The organism is Bacteroides sp. AF34-31BH (assembly GCF_003602795.1).
Classification (GTDB): Bacteria; Bacteroidota; Bacteroidia; order Bacteroidales; family Bacteroidaceae; genus Bacteroides; species Bacteroides uniformis.
Window position 1 is genome coordinate 49,618 of record NZ_QTLV01000018.1, and the last position, 18,416, is coordinate 68,033.

Consider the following 18,416-nt stretch of genomic DNA (forward strand, 5'->3'; position numbering starts at 1 on the left):
AAAGAATGAATATATCCGAATTAAGTATACGGCGACCGGTACTCTCGACAGTACTTACCCTGATAATCCTGCTGTTTGGCTTCATCGGCTACAATTATCTGGGTGTACGCGAGTACCCGTCTGTAGACAATCCTATCATATCAGTATCCTGCTCCTATCCGGGTGCCAACGCCGATGTCATCGAGAACCAGATAACGGAGCCTCTGGAGCAGAACATCAACGGTATTCCCGGCATACGCTCCCTCTCCAGTGTCAGCCAGCAAGGCTCATCACGCATTACAGTAGAGTTTGAGCTTTCCGTTGACCTGGAAACCGCCGCCAACGACGTACGTGATAAAGTGTCGCGTGCACAGCGCTATCTGCCTCGTGACTGTGACCCTCCTACCGTATCAAAAGCCGATGCGGACGCCACCCCTATCCTGATGGTTGCCCTCCAAAGTGACAAACGTTCCCTACTGGAGCTCAGTGAAATAGCCGACCTGACTGTCAAGGAGCAGCTTCAGACTATTTCAGATGTAAGTAGTGTAAGTATCTGGGGAGAAAAGCGCTATTCCATGCGGCTTTGGCTGGACCCCATCAAGATGTCCGGCTATGGAATCACTCCTCTGGATGTAAAGAATGCGGTGGACAACGAAAACGTAGAGCTCCCTTCCGGAAGTATCGAAGGAAACACTACCGAGCTCACCATCCGTACGTTGGGTCTGATGCATACAGCCGAAGAGTTCAACAATCTTATCCTGAAGGAAGACGGTAACCGTATTGTCCGCTTCAGCGACATTGGACGTGCCGAACTGGGACCAGCCGACATCAAAAGTTATATGAAGATGAACGGTGTGCCCATGGTAGGTGTCGTAGTAATTCCGCAGCCGGGTGCCAACCACATTGAAATAGCCAACGCCGTATATGACCGCATGGAGAAGATGAAGAAAGACCTTCCCGAAGATGTTCATTACAACTACGGTTTTGACAATACCAAGTTTATCCGCGCTTCTATCGACGAGGTGAAGCAGACGGTGTATGAGGCCTTTGTACTGGTTATCATCATCATTTTCCTCTTCTTGCGCGATTGGCGTGTGACGCTTGTGCCATGTATTGTAATCCCCGTTTCGCTGATTGGAGCTTTCTTCGTCATGTATCTGGCCGGTTTCTCCATCAATGTGCTCTCCATGCTTGCCGTGGTGCTTGCCGTGGGCTTGGTGGTGGACGACGCCATCGTGATGACGGAGAACATTTATGTCCGCATCGAGAAAGGGATGCCACCGAAAGAAGCCGGCATAGAAGGAGCCAAGGAGATTTTCTTTGCCGTCATCTCCACTACCATTACGCTGGTGGCGGTATTCTTCCCTATTGTATTCATGGACGGTACGACAGGACGACTGTTCCGCGAATTCAGTATCGTGGTCTCCGGTTCGGTGATTATCTCCTCCTTCGCCGCATTGACTTTTACGCCGATGCTTGCCACCAAACTTTTAATCAAAAGGGAACAGCAGAGCTGGTTCTATCGCAAGACCGAACCTTTCTTCGAAGGGATGAACCGGGTATACAGCCAGTCACTGGCCGCCTTCCTGAAACGGCGCTGGATTGCCCTGCCCTTCACCATCGTCACCATCCTGCTTATCGGAGTCCTTTGGAATACTATCCCGGCTGAAATGGCGCCATTGGAGGACCGTTCGCAAATCAGTATCAATACAATGGGTGCCGAAGGAGTGACTTACGAATATATCCGCGACTATACCGAAGACATCAATCATCTGGTGGACTCCATTATCCCGGATGCAGAAGCGGTAACAGCGCGTGTGTCCAGTGGTAGCGGTAACGTACGTATCACACTGAAAGACATGAAAGACCGTGACTATACCCAGATGGAAGTTGCCGAAAAGTTGTCGAAGGCAGTGCAGAAAAAGACCATGGCACGCTCTTTCGTACAGCAGTCCTCCTCATTCGGAGGACGGCGCGGCGGTATGCCCGTGCAGTATGTATTGCAGGCAACTAATATCGAGAAATTGCAGGAGGTGCTCCCCAAGTTCATGACGAAGGTCTACGAAAATCCGGTATTCCAGATGGCAGACGTAAACCTGAAGTTCAGCAAGCCTGAAGCGCGCATCAACATCAACCGTGACAAGGCGAGTATCATGGGCGTAAGCACCAAGAACATTGCCCAAACTCTGCAATACGGCTTGAGCGGACAGCGTATGGGCTACTTCTACATGAACGGAAAGCAATACGAGATATTGGGCGAAATCAACCGCCAGCAACGCAACAAGCCCGCCGACCTGAAAGGTATCTATATCCGAAGCGACAACGGGAACATGGTGCAGCTGGACAACCTGATAGAGCTGACCGGCGGTATCGCCCCTCCGAAACTGTACCGTTACAACCGTTTCGTGTCCGCCACCATCTCCGCGGGGCTTGCCGACGGGAAGACCATCGGGCAAGGACTGGACGAAATGGACAAGATTGCCAAGGAGACACTGGACGAGACCTTCCGTACCGCACTGACCGGAGACTCCAAGGAGTATCGCGAAAGCTCCTCCAGTCTGATGTTCGCCTTCATCCTTGCCATCGTGCTGATTTACCTGATTCTGGCCGCCCAGTTCGAGAGCTTCAAAGACCCGCTGATTATCATGCTGACGGTGCCTCTCGCCATTGCCGGCGCGCTGGTATTCATGTATTTCGGAGACATCACGATGAATATATTCAGCCAGATTGGCATCATCATGCTGATTGGTCTGGTAGCAAAGAACGGTATCCTGATTGTGGAATTTGCCAATCAGAAGCAGGAAGCGGGTGAAGACAAGATGCGAGCCATCAAGGACGCCTCCCTGCAACGTCTGCGCCCCATCCTGATGACGAGTGCCTCCACCATCCTGGGATTGATACCGCTTGCCTACGCCACCGGCGAAGGCTGCAACCAGCGCATCGCCATGGGTACTGCCGTCGTAGGCGGCATGCTCATCTCCACACTGCTGACGATGTACATCGTGCCTGCCATATATAGTTATGTATCAACGAACCGAAGTAAACTGAAGACCGAATGAAACGCATTGTTTTAATTTTCATAGCCACTGCCTGCACAGCGCTGGGCCTTTATGCACAGCCTGCGCCTACCTACACCTTGAAGTCCTGCCTGGAGCAGGGATTGCTGAACAACTATTCCCTGCGCATTGTCCGCAATGAAGAGCAGGTCAGCAAGAACAACGCCACACTGGGCAATGCGGGCTACCTGCCCACACTGGGCCTCTCCGCCGGCTACAAGGGAACCATAGACAATACCGAGACCAAAGCCCGAGCCACCGGAGAGACAACCAAGGACAACGGAGTGTTTGACCAAACTCTCGATGCAGGCATCAACCTGAACTGGACCATCTTCGACGGTTTCAACATTACCGCCAACTACCAACGGCTCAAGGAGCTGGAACGCCAAGGCGAGACCAATACGCGCATCGCCATCGAGGACCTGATAGCCAACATAGCCGCCGAATACTATAACTATGTGCAGCAAAAAATCCGCTTGAAGAACTTCCGTTATGCCGTATCGCTATCCAAAGAGCGCCTGCGCATTGTGGAAGAGCGTTACCACATCGGTAACTTCTCGCGCCTGGACTACCAGCAGGCCAAAGTGGACTTCAATGCCGACAGTGCCCAATACATGAAACAGCAGGAACTGCTGCACACCTCACGTATCCAGCTGAACGAACTCATGGCAAACAAAGATGTAGACCAGCCGTTTATCATACAAGACAGCCTCATCAACGTGACCGCCTCCCTGAACTTCGAGGAGCTGTGGAACGCCACCCTCACCATCAACGCCTCACTGCTACGTGCCGAACAGAACAATACCCTGGCCCGTCTGGACTACAAGAAAGTCTGCTCGCGCGACTACCCATACGTGAAGATGAACGGCGGATACGGCTACACCCTCAACAAGTATGACATCTCTGCCAACAGCCGCCGCAGCAACCTCGGTCTGAACTTCGGCGTCACGGTCGGCTTCAATCTGTTCGACGGCAACCGGCGCCGCGAACGCAAGAATGCCCGCATTGCCGTGCAGAACGCTCGCCTGGAACGGGAGCAACTGGAGCAAGCCCTGCGCGCCGACCTCAGCAACCTATGGCAGGCCTACCAAAACAACCTGCAAATGCTGAACCTGGAACGCCAGAACCTTGTGGCTGCCAAGGAGAACCACGAGATTGCCATGGAACGATATATGCTGGGCAACCTCTCGGGAATCGAGATGCGCGAAGCCCAAAAGAGTCTGCTGGATGCAGAAGAACGTATTCTCTCCGCGGAATATGATACCAAATTATGTGAAATCTCCCTACTGCAAATCAGTGGAAAAGTAGCGCGCTATATGGAATAAGCAATATAATCCGTACCTTTACGCCCGATTTATCAGAATTAAAGCACAATGGGATTATTCATCAGAAAGCCATTCGAGGCACTGCAAGCGGAGGCGAATGCCTCCGGAAAGAAAACATTGAAACGTGTACTTGGTCCGTGGAGCCTTGTTGCCCTGGGCGTGGGAGTCATCATCGGAGCGGGTCTATTCTCCATCACCGGAACGGTGGCGGCAGGCTATACGGGACCGGCCATCACACTGTCCTTTGCCATTGCCGCACTGGGATGCTGCTTCGCCGGACTATGTTATGCGGAATTTGCATCCATGATACCCGTAGCCGGCAGCGCATACACCTACTCGTATGCCACGATGGGCGAACTCATCGCCTGGATTATCGGGTGGGACCTGGTATTGGAATACACCGTAGCCGCAACCACGGTAAGCATCAGTTGGAGCCGCTATCTGGTCGTCTTTCTCGAGGGACTGGACATACATCTACCGCAAGTCCTCACCGCCTGTCCCTGGGATGGTGGAGTCGTAAATATCCCCGCCTTCCTTATCGTCGTGCTGATGAGCCTCTTCCTGATACGGGGTACGGAAGGCAGCTCCATCTTCAACGGCTTCATTGTATTCCTGAAGGTTTCCGTCATACTGATTTTTGTCATACTCGGCTGGAAATACATCAATACCGACAACTATACACCTTACATCCCTGCCAATACGGGCGTGCTGGGCGAATATGGCTTCTCCGGCATCCTGCGAGGGGCAGCCATCGTATTCTTCGCTTTCCTCGGGTTCGACGCCGTAAGCACAGCTGCCCAAGAGACGAAGAACCCGAAGCGGAACATGCCTATCGGCATTCTGGTCTCCCTGCTGGTATGCACCGTGCTCTATATGGTTTTTGCCCACGTCATGACGGGAGTGGCACACTACACCGCCTTCAGCGGACAGCAAGGCATTGCTCCCGTTGCCATAGCCATAGAGCACATGGGGCAGGCTGATGCTGCAGGTATCATCCAGCCGGACTATCCCTGGCTGAACCGTGCCATCGTGCTGTCCATTCTGTTCGGATATTGCTCCGTCATCATGGTGACGCTGCTGGGACAGAGCCGCGTATTCCTGAGCATGAGCCACGACGGGCTGCTGCCTCCTTTCTTCTCGCATATCAACGAAAAGTTCCGTACTCCGGCACGCAGCAACCTGCTCTTCATGGTACTTGTGGGCCTGCTGGCAGCTTTTGTACCCGCACGGCTGGCCGGGGAGATGACAAGCATCGGCACGCTGATGGCCTTCACGCTGGTCTGTGCCGCTGTACTGGTAGTACGCAGAACCATGCCTGACGTGCCCCGTTCCTTTAAAACCCCACTTGTTCCACTTATCCCCATACTGGGTATTCTTACTTGCCTTTGCATGATGTTGTTCCTTCCTGCCGATACATGGATACGCCTGGTGCTGTGGATGCTCATCGGTCTGGACATCTACGTGGGCTACGGCATGAAGCACAGTAAGCTGGAGCATGGAGGCGACACCCGCCACGGGCAGGTGACCTTGAACATGATTGGACTTATCCTTGCCGTTCTTTGTGTCATCACCGGACTGTGGCACCAACAGACTGTGGGATGGGGAGAAAGCAAAGTGCTGCTGATTATCTCGTTTGTTTTCGCATTCACGCACTGCGCTTACTATATGTGGAGAATCTGGAGGAGATAATAAGCCCTAAATCTCCTCCTTTAAAGATAAACAATCTTTCATCCAAACTACCCCAGCACCCACTTGGTCCGTTTCCCGAAACAACGGTATGCCATTGCCACCAGAAACCAGGAAGTACAGAAAGCGACGACTGCGGCACAAGGTATCTGAAGATAGATAGGAACATGGATAGCACGCATCAGGACTACGCTCGGTCCGGTAAAGAAATAGTGTATCATATAGACTCCAAAACCACAGAGCGTCAAGTTTGCCAATGCTTTCTTGATGCGCTCCGAACGGAAATTGGCCCGCTTGCAAAGCATAAACACGGGGATGGTCATCATTACTACATTCAGCGAACAGTAGGTGAAGAAGAGTTCGAGCATCTCATCCGTAAAATCCGGCAAGGAGGTCATACGACGGAAACCAAGGAATGTTACGGCATAGCCAATGGCAAACATGGGAATGCCGATGCCACAGAGTTGCCGGCCCGTCCAGTTATGGTTCCTCAGATAATGGCCCAACAATAGGTAGCCGTTAAAACCGGCAAAGTAATACAGCATACCGAACGAGTTCCACGAGCAAGTCCCCCAAAGGTACGGAGCGGCAAACTCGGTATAATAAGGCAGCAGCAGTGTCACTCCCCATGCTGCAAGAAACCATAGTTTGGCACGTTCCGAGGCCTTCTCCACCCATGCCGAGAATATCGGAAGATAGAGATAAAGCCCTATCAGCAGATAGATATACCACATGTGTACATCCAATAGAGAGAAATTAAAAGGCATTTCTGCAATATATCCCAGGCTCACTGCCAGAGACTGGCGCATCACTTCCTCACCCGAATAAGGGAAGAAATCCAGAATCACTTTCGGCTCCACTCCCAGCAGTCCCGTTATCCAGGGGAACAGATTGTAAATCACAGACCAGATGAGGAAAGGAAAGAATACGCGGGGGATACGTTTCTTGTAGAATGCCGAGGCGTCACCCCGTACCGGCAACAGCAATGCACCGGTAATCATTACAAAAAGCGGTACGCAAGGACGGAGCGCCGCACCGTAGACAGCTCCCCAGAACTTGATGTCAACAATGTCGGGCGATGTGCCCGGATAGAAGTTAAAAGGGTCTGTGCAATGGCAGCAAACTACTGTAAACATTGCAACAAGGCGTACCACATCCAGCCATACGATGTGTTGTGCCGGAGTTTGTCGTGTAAGAGTTGGTTCCATGTTTTATTAAATTGGTTGTTTGGAGGGCTAAAGATAAAGAAGTTAACCGAGAAATGAAAAGGAGAATATAACAAAAATACGACAACAAACGAGTTTCAGTTTTATTCTCCTATAGAGAACAATCTGTTTTATCAAGGCAGAACAGAGTGTTCCAATAGGGAAGAACACTTTGTTCCAACATGAAAGAACAGTTTGTTTCTTCCTATTGAAACAATTTGTTTCAACATAAAGGAACAGTTTGTTTTGCTTGATGAAACAGAGTGTTCTATGCCGCGAAACACTTTGTTTTCCTCTACAAAACAAAAAAGCCGTAACAAGATTTTCTCCGTTACGGCTTTCCTTATATTATGCCTTTCTAAAAGGCTTCTGTTTTACTTGCTGCAATTCCAGGGCTTCAGTTGCTTGAAGAAGTCGTTGCCCTTATCGTCCACCAAGATGAATGCAGGGAAGTTCTCCACCTCAATCTTCCAGATAGCTTCCATACCGAGTTCGGGATATTCCACGCACTCAATGCTCTTGATGTTGTTCTGTGCCAAGATAGCGGCAGGACCACCGATAGAGCCCAAGTAGAAACCGCCATACTTTTGGCAGGCATCTGTCACTTGCTGGCTGCGGTTACCTTTGGCAAGCATAATCATGCTGCCGCCGTGGCTTTGGAAGAGGTCTACATACGGGTCCATACGTCCGGCAGTAGTCGGGCCCATGGAGCCGCAAGCCATGCCTTGAGGAGTCTTGGCAGGACCGGCGTAGTAGATGGGATGGTCTTTGATGTACTGCGGCAGGTCTTCGCCACGGTCCAGACGTTCTTTCAGCTTGGCGTGTGCGATGTCACGGCCTACGATAATGGTTCCATTCAGAGACAAACGGGTGGAAACCGGATACTTGGTCAGTTCCTTCAGAATATCGGCCATCGGCTGGTTCAAGTCAATCTTCACCACGTCGCCTTCACCGGCCTTACGGAGTTCTTCGGGAATCAGTTCACCCGGATTGCTGTCGAGCTTTTCAATCCAGATACCTTCTTTATTGATTTTACACTTGATGTTACGGTCGGCAGAGCAGGAAACACCCAGACCCACGGGGCAGGACGCACCGTGACGCGGCAGGCGGATGATGCGGATGTCGTGAGCCAGATACTTGCCGCCGAACTGAGCTCCGAGGCCAATCTTATGAGCTTCTTCCAGTACCAGCTTCTCCAGTTCCACATCGCGGAAAGCGCGGCCGAACTCATTGCCGGTAGTAGGCAGGTTATCGTAGAAGTGAGTGGAAGCCAGTTTCACAGTCAGCAAGTTCTTTTCGGCAGAGGTACCGCCGATAACGAATGCGATGTGATAGGGAGGACAAGCTGCCGTACCCAAAGTCTTGATTTTTGAGATAAGGAAGGGAACCAATGTTTCGGGGTTGAGGATAGCCTTTGTCTCCTGGTAGAGATAAGTCTTGTTGGCAGAGCCACCACCCTTGGTTACGCAGAGGAACTCGTACTCCATACCTTCCGTAGCTTCAATGTCAATCTGTGCGGGGAGGTTGCACTTCGTATTCACCTCATCGTACATGGTGAGGGGAGCATTCTGCGAATAGCGCAGGTTCTCTTCGGTATAAGTCTTGTAAACACCCAGTGAGAGAGCTTCTTCATCACAGTAGCCGGTCCATACTTGTTGTCCCTTCTCACCATGGATGATTGCCGTACCCGTATCCTGGCAGAAAGGAAGTACCCCCTTGGATGCTACCTCTGCATTGCGCAGGAAGGTGAGTGCCACGTATTTATCGTTGTCGCTTGCCTCGGGGTCACTCAGAATCTTAGCAACCTGCTCGTTGTGCGAACGACGCAACATGAACGATACATCACGGAAAGCCGCATTGGCCATTGCCGTCAAACCTTCTTTTTCAATCTTCAAGATAGGTTTTCCTTCAAACTCGCTTACTGACACGTAATCTTTCGTAAGCAGATAATACTCAGTAGTATCTTTTCCCTTCTCGAACATGGGTTGATACTTGAACGGAGGTGTTGTTGCCATAATTACTCGTATATTTAATGTTTAAAAGTGATTCGGGTAGCAAAGACAGCACAAAACCGCCTTTACCGAGCAAAGGTAAAAACTATTATTGAAATAATTCTTTAATTAGAGTAAAAACGCAACAAATCATAATTAATTTTCTGACACCCGCTGCATCCGCCCTATCAGTTCATCGCCCAGCGCCGTCTTCACCTCAATGTGTTTCAGTACAGCCATTACAAACGGATTGCTTTCAAAATCGCCGCGTACCTGCTCAAAGTCGAGTTCCTTTTCCAAGCGTGAGCCATCGGCTCCAAAGCCCGTCATGGAAGCCAGTGAAAATTCTTTCTTGGCATCCTCATACACCATGCGGTCGAGGCCAACTACTGCTTCTTTCCATTTTTCGACAATATGTATGACGTCTTCCGCCGTCATACCTTCCGGCCTGATACCATAGAACTCCTCCAACTTCTCATACGCCCAGGTCCATTCGTAGGTGTAGTAGTTGCTGTGCATCTTCTCAAACTCGGCATTGATAGACTTCAAGCGATTGACTTTGCCGGACTCAATACCGTCTATCAGCGCATCTATCTCACTCTTTGGGGCTATCAATCCGGAAATATCCACCCATTCGCCGCTGCCAATGGCAGTATCGGGCTTCAAACGGGCACGTATTTCTTCATTGCTCCGGAAGTCAATGCCTTCCAAGCGCTTGATGACAGAGTTTCCGAGGAACTTATGAATGGCTATTTCATAGAAGCGGATACCTTTCACCAAAGCCGAGTTACGTATCTTCGCACTATGGAAAGAATAGATATCCGAAAGCTCGCCACTGGCATGACGCAGATTCTGCAACGTCTCCCGTCCCTTGAACATCTTCTGCACCGTGTAGGGGCTGAGAAGATTATAGTTGATGTAATCCAGTTTGTTCGGGTCGGTACGCCCGTCACGTTTCGGCCACTTCTGGGCATCGCGGATAGTACCCACACTACGCAGGTTGACACCGGGCACGAGATAAGTCGTATTATTCTGCTCTATCAAGTAAGAGAACGGCAGGTTCGAAGTATCAGAATGGTTGACATGGCGCCCCATTACCAAGGAGAACGCTCCCACCCTTGCAGGCCACAAGATGTACGAATCGGAAGTCGTCTTGGCACCACGCTCCAAAGTGCCTTGATGGATAGGCCCTAACTTATACATATGGTTGCTCTGATTGGACCCCGAACCGGCATTCATAAAGGAAAACATACCGGCAATCAGCAACGTGGATTTATGGTGTGTCACCGTATAAGGTCCGGCAAAAATAGCGCACGCCTCCCCGTTCTCTCCCTGACAGTTGCTGAAAAACAAAGAATCCGAGGCAGAGTAGTTGTGTCCCAACTTGCATGCCTGCCCCACGAAGCAGCGGCTCAGCATAGCTCCGTCATCTACATGAGACCCGGTAGAGATGATGAAATCATCACAAATCACCCCATGCCCGATGTGTACCGGCGCCACCTCGTTGCTGTTGATGCTTCCGTTATACAGACGGCATGTACCACAGATGCGGCAATAATCACCGATGCGCACATTCTTTATGGAACCGGTGTTCAATATCATTACATGGTTCCCGATGCTTCCTACAGCAGAAGCATGTTTGTTGGAATAAAAATCCGTGATTTCCTTCATCCGTGCAATCAGCTCCGGGCGATGGCGGTAAAGCGCCAGAATATAGGCTTGGTGTGCGGAGAGTTTATCATTAATCAGCACCTCACGGCCTCCCGTCTCATTCAGGACAGACACTTCTACCCCGTTACCGAACTTCGACACACCGTCTACCAGAATAATATCCACATTCTCAATGAAGGTGTCATGCCCTATTTCATAATTGGCAATGTAGTTCTGGATATTCTCAATGCAACAGTTATCTCCCACCGTTACATTATGCAGCGTCACATGCCGCAAACCGGAATGCTTCCTGATTCCTCCCGGCAACATAAATTCTGAATGGAACACTCCCAAACACACCTCACCCGAAAAACGGGTATGATGCACAAATTCCGTTGAGAACTCTTCTGCAACGGTTACTTTCCCCCAATCATCAGCCAGACATGACTGGCTCTTCAACCGGAGAATTTCATCTTCGGTCAGTCTTCTGTAATTCATCCTTATAACGAGTTATGAGTTATGAGTTATAAGTTATTGCCTTTGCCGGCACTACCGATTCAAACCGCTGCCAGCAAATAACTCATAACTTATAACTCATAACTAAAATTAAACTTCTTCTTCGTAGGTCTGATAAAGAAAGTCATTATAGGGGTACTTCTGCACGTGCAATTCCTTCACACGCTGATAAACTACACTCTTCAGTTCCTCCATATTGATTTTTTCGCGAGCAGAAATAAAGAGGCAGTTATCCTCCATCTTAGCCATCCACGTCTTCATCAGTTCTTCGAGTGTCAAGTTTTCCTTGGTTCTGGGGGTAAGGTCGTCAGCCGCTTTCTCTATATAAGTATAAGCGTCTATCTTATTGAATACAAGAATCATGGGCTTACCGGCGGCACCGATATCTGCCAACGTCTTGTTCACAACTTCTATCTGTTCTTCAAAATCCGGATGAGAGATGTCTACGATATGCAACAGCAAGTCCGCCTCGCGTACCTCATCCAGAGTAGACTTGAAGGAGTCTACCAAATCCGTCGGCAATTTACGGATAAAGCCCACCGTATCGGATAGCAGGAACGGCAGGTTCTCAATAATCACCTTACGCACCGTAGTATCCAACGTGGCAAACAGCTTATTCTCTGCAAAGACTTCACTTTTCGAAAGCAAAGTCATCAATGTGGATTTTCCTACATTGGTATATCCCACCAATGCCACACGAATCAAGCGTCCGCGGTTCTTCCGCTGGGTAGACTTCTGCTTGTCAATCTCAGCCAAACGCTCCTTCAACAATGACATACGGTTCAAGATGATACGGCGGTCCATTTCCAGCTGCGTTTCACCCGGACCGCGAAGTCCCACGGAACCTTTACCTCCACCGGCACCGGAGCCACCACCCTGGCGTTCCAAGTGGGTCCACAAACGTTGCAGACGGGGGAGCATGTACTTATACTGCGCCAGCTCCACCTGCGTTTTTGCATTGGCAGTCTGGGCACGCATGGCAAAGATATCGAGAATCAGGGACGTACGGTCCAGTATCTTGATTTTGAGTTCAGCTTCTATATTGCGTATCTGCTTGGCGGAGAGTTCATCATCAAAAATCACCATGCCGATTTCGCGTTCGGCTTCTTCTTCATTCCGGATATACTCTTTAATTTCTTCCAGCTTGCCCTTGCCGACATAAGTCACGGAATGCGCTGCATCCAGCTTTTGGGTAAACCGCTTCACTACTTCCGCCCCGGCTGTCTCAGCCAAGAATGCCAGCTCGTCCAGGTATTCGTTCGTCTTTCGCTCATCCTGCGTTTTAGTGATGAGACCTACCAATACCGCTGTTTCTGCCTGCACTTCGGAAATTACAAATTCTTTCATAGTTTCTATACCTTATTATATATATGTATTGTTGGTTCGGGCAGCAAATATAAATAATTTTGGCGGAAGCGCCTTAAAAAGCGGAATAAAATAAAAACAGACACAATAGAAAAATGGCATGTAAAATGAAGTCGAACTTCATCTTACATGCCATTTCAAATTACATATTATCTAATTGCCAGGATAATCAAAACCCTTCCGGCATCTCCAGCGTTTCCGTGAATCCCTGATACAGTACTCCCCATTTACCACCGTCAAGCACTACTAAGCCCTGCATCGGGAAAGACAACACGTTTCCTTTACGCTCCATACCTGCTGCTGCAAAGTATAGCATACCATAATCCGTCTTGTCATAACCAGTAGGTTGAGGATCCCAACCTATCAGTTCTTGATTGTCATCGCTTAGCGTAAACATGATGGGATATCCTTTCGTAATGCAATCTTCCAGTTTATAGATATTAGCCTCTTTAGCCTTCAGCACAGGTTGATCCCAACCCTCGCCAAATAATTGAGATGCATAGTAGCCTGTACCTATATTGAGCCAAGTATAGTCACGCTTTATATTGACCGTCACCTTAGGTGAACCATAAACGTAGGAATCTTCTTCAGGAATGGTAATAGTATAAGATGCAGTAGTACCCACAGCTATGTCAAACGCAATCTTTACTTCTTTGAGTGCTTCACCGGCAGCAAAATCAACCGTTGTCGGCACTGTTACGTTCTCCGCATCTGTAGTCAAGCGAATAGATGCAGCCGCATCTGTTTTCTGACGGCCGATTTTGACCACAAAAACCTGTTCATCATTCGGATAATAAGTCAAATCAGTGTTATCAGTATAAATATAAGCTTGTACACCCTCGGTAGGAACCGGAGAAGGCTCCCACTCCACACCGTCTGAACAAGCCGTCATAGCCAAACCGCATACGGCCAAGCCCAAAAACAATTTATTGAATATCTTATTCATATACAAATTCTATTAAAAGTTAGTTCATTGGTTAATTGTTACCCGGTGCAAACTCCCCTATCGGAGTAGGACGTTTAGCAATAGCACCGGACGGGTCCGGATTGTTCATTCCCTGAAGGGCAGTATTTGAATCGACCTCGGTCTTAGGAATCATCAATGTCCAGTTGGGCTTCACACCTTTACAGTTTATCTTGAAGATATCTTCTATAAAGTTGGTACCCTCATAATTCTGAATGACATCCGGTTTCAGACGTTTAGCCGTGGGGAATGCGATTCCCTCACCCCAGAACTCGATACGCATCTGTTTCAACACCTCAAGTTGGAAATTACGCAAATCACCCGTACTGAAATTGTAATTGCTCTGGCGGTACTGCTTCATAAAGTTATTCAACAACTGTACGCCTGCTGCCACATTCTGGCTGGCACCTACTGCTTCAGCCTCTATGAGATACATCTCTTCCACACGCATCACGGGAATATCTGCAGCCGCACCCACAGAATAAGTGTTATAGTCACCACCCACGGGGCGGAACTTCAATGACATATAATCCGGTTGTTCATCCAGCCATGCATTGCCTCTCACTGACTGGTAAGCGTAAGTACTTCTGTCCGGGTCAAGGTAAGAATATTTGCGGAAATCGGTAGCAGGAATCGCGTCATAAAGTGAACGTGCCATCTGGAGCTTAGACAAAGAAGCATATCCCCAATCCGCTTCATTGGAAATGTGACCAATGAAATTAGCAAGATTACCCATATTGGAAGCCGTGGGGTGAAGGTACCACATCCATGCAGAAGTAGCCGTATTGAAACCGGTAGTGGGATTATGCCACTGTGATTCGCTCATAGGTGTTGCTCCCGACTTATCAATAGCCTTGCGGGCATACTCGGCAGCTTTAGCAAACTGACCATCCCACATATATACTTTGGCCTTCAGACCATATACGACCGCCAAGTCAGGGAAGTTCTTACTGACAGGTGTATAAGACTCCAGACCTATCTCTGCCTTGTCAAGGTCGGCAAGAATGAAATTCACCAATTCTTCGTGGGTTGCACGCGGATTGCTCTTCGCAATGTCGTTAGTTGTTGCCTCAGTCACGATGGGCACCGTCAGCCCCAGTACCTTGCTACAATCGGTATAGATGTTTTCTACCGGTTCGAAAAGTACCATCAGCGTATAATAGTCCAATGCACGGAAAGCATGGGCTATACTTCCAAGCCCACGCATTTCATCGGTAATTGTGGGATCAGTCACATCAACGGCCGCAATCACGTCATTGGCCGATTTAACGAACTTATATAGGGTGAAGTAAGGCAAATATGAATAATAGCCGGTGTCGTTCATACCATTATTGGCATTGAAGCGCCACCACCAGTCATATCCGTAATCCGTAGCCACGACATCACCCAGCAGTTCTGTCTGGGCCAACATCAATGAGGGATAAGCAAGGTCGGTCTCATGTGTTTGCTTACCGTACACTAGATAGCCTTGTACCATTTGCGATGGCAAGCCATTAAGCGAAGCCTCAATCGCTGTTGCCGATGCACCAATCTGATCGGAGGTCGCTGTAGAATCTTCGGGAAAAACCTCTTCTATACAGCCGGTCAATACCGTGGCCGATACGACCATAACCGAAAATAGTTTGAATATATTCTTCTTCATAATCATTGTAATCTATATATTAGGTTTAGAACTCAAATGACACACCACCGGAGATGGTACGCATCGGTGAATAGAAAGTAGCATTGGTTGTCTCGTCGTATGACTGACGTGGGTCGAACCCTTTACGTTTAGACCAATAGAAAACATTTTCTGCCGACATATACACGCGCAATGAGTTGATGGCCAACTTTCTTGTCCACTTGGAAGGTAACGTGTAGCCCACATTAATATTCTGGATATTCAAGAAGCTTGCATTTGTCAAGAAGCGCGTAGACATTGCCCCTGAATATTGGTCGTTCATCTGGAAACGAGGGATATTAGTATTTGTGTTCTCAGGAGTCCATGAGTTCAGCAAATCCTTATGGTAGTTGTAACCAGCCGTACCATAAGGTGACGACATAAAGTAAGCATACGTACCATCATATTGCTTACCACCAATCTGGTAAGTGAAGTTTATGCCGAAGTCCACGCCATATACTTTCAGTTTGGTACCGAAACCACCATACACCTTAGGTATTGAGCTTTCCTCTGTGATGTAATAGTCAGCCTGAGCATGATTCGTAGTCGTTTCACGTCCGGTGATATTGCCGGCCTCGTCCTTGACATTCTTATAGAACAAAGACTCACCCTTTTCATTCACTCCGGCATACTCCTTCAAGCGCCATGTAAACATAGACAAATCCTCACCAATGAAGAAGCTTCCGTTAGAATAGCCCTTATATCCTTTTCCATCAGCTGTATACTCAGTAGTAATCAACTTATCAGGATCAAGCATCGTAATACGGTTCTTCAAGGTTGAAATGTTCACATTCACATCCCACGTAAAGTTACGTGTATCGAAGATATTCACATTGAAGTCCATTTCCACACCACTATTGACCATGTTACCAACGTTGTCCATATAGGAAGCATAACCCAATGATGGAGCCACGGTAAATGAGAACAACATATCCGAAGTCTTACGTCTGTAGTACTCGATGCTACCGGTTACACGGTTCCACAACTGGAACTCTGCACCGATATTGAAGTTAGTGTTGGTTTCCCAAGTGATGTCTTTAGTGCCCTTAGATTTAAATGAAGTACCAAGGCTGTTGTTAGAGTTGATAATGTTAAATCTATCCGTATAGAGGAAGTCACCGATATTGTCATTACCTTGTGAACCAATAGAAGCCTTCAGCTTCAGTTCCTGCACCCATGAAGCATCAAACCAGCTTTCTTTGTTGATAAGCCACGCACCGCCTACCGACCAGAATGTACCCCAGCGATGGTCCGGATGGAAACGGCTGGAAGCATCACGACGCAAAGAAGCCGAGCCGAAGATGCGTTCGTCATAATTGTATTGCAAACGGCCGAAGAAACCTTCATTGTTACGACGCTCTTTATAGGAAGAAGCACCTTGTCCGTCGATAATGGCACCATCCAATTCCTTATTGCCTTGAGAGAACATCTGCGACTTGCTGGCCCCAAGTTCATAGTAGCGATAATCATAATATTCGTGACCTAAAAGAATATCGAAGTTATTGTCGCCAAACGAACGGGCATAAGAAACAAGTTGTTGCAGGTTGTAATCGTAAGTACGTGTATGATACTTACTCACTGTACCGCCAGTGGAGTCGAACTGCCCGTAGTAAGGATTGTAAACGTAACTATGACGTGTCTCATCCAAGTTGAAAGCACCATTGAATGTCACCTTCAAGCCTTCTATAGGAGTTATATCTACAAAGGCGTTGCCGTTAATGGCATTTCCTTCAGAGTTTCTGGTATTTAGTTTATTGTCTAGAATAGGGTTGGCATCAGCAATGAAAGGACGCTGCATACCTGCATTAATACCACTACCGTAGTCCATCATTCCAATACCATTATTATCCACCATGATGCTGCCGTCAGCATTGCGCACGTAGGCGGGATAGATGGGAGCCATTTGGGTAACAAACGCCCATATATTACCGGTAGACGAACTGGTACCATTGTTACTCAACGAGTTGGAATCAAAACGTGCATATCCCATATTACCACCAATCTTCAACCACTTCTTTGCCTGATAGTCGGCTTTCAAACGGCCTGTCAAACGTTTCAGGTCAGAGCCTTCAGTGATACCCTCATTTCCAAGATAACCTAAAGAAACATAGAAAGAAGACTTTTCATTGGCTGCGCTCACCGAGAAGTTGTATTCCTGACGCAGACCGGTACGCATTCCCACATCTTCCCAATCATCCGGAGTCAGCAGATAGTCACGTCCTTTATAATTCACAACTCTACCCAATGTGGCGTTGGGATTAAGTTTACCGTTCTGACCAATGAGGAATTGCCCATCGGGAACTGTATATACATTGTATCCCAATCCACCGTTGGAGCCAAACAGATTCTTGTTTGCCTCAAGCCATGCAGCTTGGTCATTCATTCCCGTTGACTTATAATAATTGTTCATGGCACGATAATGCATCTCGTAGTACATGCCAGGATTGTCAATCACTTCATATTTCTGCAACGCTCGAGTGTTAGCACCCCACTTAGCATCAAAAGTCACCTTAGCCTCTCCCGACATATTGGCCCTTTTGGTAGTGATGATAATTACACCATTAGCACCACGAGCACCGTAAAGAGCATTGGAAGCCGCATCCTTCAATACTGTCATTGACTCAACGTCGTTAGGATTGATATTATTAATATCACCGCTATAAGGAGCGCCGTCCACAATAATCAGAGGGTCATTCTTTGCATTGATTGAGCTAAAACCACGAATCTTGATGGATGACTTTGAACCCGGAGCACCGTCATTGGAAGTCAGTGTCACACCCGGCACAGCACCTGCCAAGGCATCAGTAACATTCGTCACTTGCGACTGCTCCAGCTTTTCGGTACCAACCACCTTAGCCGAACCCGTAAATGCAGACTTCTTTGCTGTACCGAAAGCAACCACCATTACCTCATCAAGCATCTCAGTATCAGACTTCATCACCACTTTTAAGCTGGGTTTTATTGCCACTTCTTGGGTCTGCATACCAATATAAGAAATCACCAGAGTTTTCGCGGAACT

At 48.4% G+C, this 18,416-nt stretch carries 10 protein-coding genes; 3 read left to right on the plus strand and 7 right to left on the minus strand.

What is annotated here, in order from left to right; translation table 11 throughout:
- The first annotated feature begins 5 nt into the window (after window positions 1–5).
- The 3 genes from DWZ67_RS19205 to DWZ67_RS19215 are packed head-to-tail and all read left to right on the plus strand — an operon-like array spanning window position 6 to window position 6,049.
- On the plus strand, window positions 6–3,038 hold the full coding sequence (locus DWZ67_RS19205) for an efflux RND transporter permease subunit (RefSeq protein ID WP_016274175.1): 3,033 nt from the start codon (window positions 6–8) through the stop codon (window positions 3,036–3,038).
- A complete protein-coding gene (locus tag DWZ67_RS19210; RefSeq protein ID WP_022402284.1) occupies window positions 3,035–4,360 on the plus strand; it encodes a TolC family protein in 1,326 nt (441 codons plus the stop codon). Before DWZ67_RS19205 ends, DWZ67_RS19210 begins: the two co-directional genes overlap by 4 nt.
- Before the next feature lie 48 nt (window positions 4,361–4,408).
- A complete protein-coding gene (locus DWZ67_RS19215) occupies window positions 4,409–6,049 on the plus strand; it encodes an amino acid permease (RefSeq protein WP_044467866.1) in 1,641 nt (546 codons plus the stop codon).
- Between the two features lie 47 nt (window positions 6,050–6,096).
- Here DWZ67_RS19215 and DWZ67_RS19220 read toward each other — a convergent pair whose 3' ends face one another.
- From DWZ67_RS19220 to DWZ67_RS19255, 7 genes are all read right to left on the minus strand, one after another.
- Window positions 6,097–7,254 carry an acyltransferase gene (locus DWZ67_RS19220; RefSeq protein WP_009037205.1) on the minus strand — a complete coding sequence of 386 codons (1,158 nt, stop codon included), beginning with the start codon at window positions 7,252–7,254 and terminating at the stop codon, window positions 6,097–6,099.
- A gap of 371 nt (window positions 7,255–7,625) precedes the next feature.
- Window positions 7,626–9,266, minus strand: a complete 1,641-nt coding sequence (locus DWZ67_RS19230) for a fumarate hydratase (RefSeq protein WP_005824254.1) — start codon at window positions 9,264–9,266, stop codon at window positions 7,626–7,628.
- A gap of 132 nt (window positions 9,267–9,398) precedes the next feature.
- Complete coding sequence (locus tag DWZ67_RS19235) at window positions 9,399–11,390, minus strand: DUF4954 family protein (RefSeq protein ID WP_165852494.1); 1,992 nt, start codon at window positions 11,388–11,390, stop codon at window positions 9,399–9,401.
- 108 nt (window positions 11,391–11,498) lie between these two features.
- Window positions 11,499–12,755 carry a GTPase HflX gene (gene hflX / locus DWZ67_RS19240; RefSeq protein ID WP_009037207.1) on the minus strand — a complete coding sequence of 419 codons (1,257 nt, stop codon included), beginning with the start codon at window positions 12,753–12,755 and terminating at the stop codon, window positions 11,499–11,501.
- A gap of 187 nt (window positions 12,756–12,942) precedes the next feature.
- A complete protein-coding gene (locus DWZ67_RS19245; protein WP_009037208.1) occupies window positions 12,943–13,719 on the minus strand; it encodes a hypothetical protein in 777 nt (258 codons plus the stop codon).
- Between the two features lie 31 nt (window positions 13,720–13,750).
- Window positions 13,751–15,379, minus strand: coding sequence for a RagB/SusD family nutrient uptake outer membrane protein (locus tag DWZ67_RS19250; RefSeq protein WP_225982625.1), 1,629 nt, complete (start codon window positions 15,377–15,379; stop codon window positions 13,751–13,753).
- Between the two features lie 25 nt (window positions 15,380–15,404).
- A partial coding sequence (locus DWZ67_RS19255) for a SusC/RagA family TonB-linked outer membrane protein (protein WP_243635191.1) occupies window positions 15,405–18,416 on the minus strand: 3,012 nt, incomplete at its 5' end.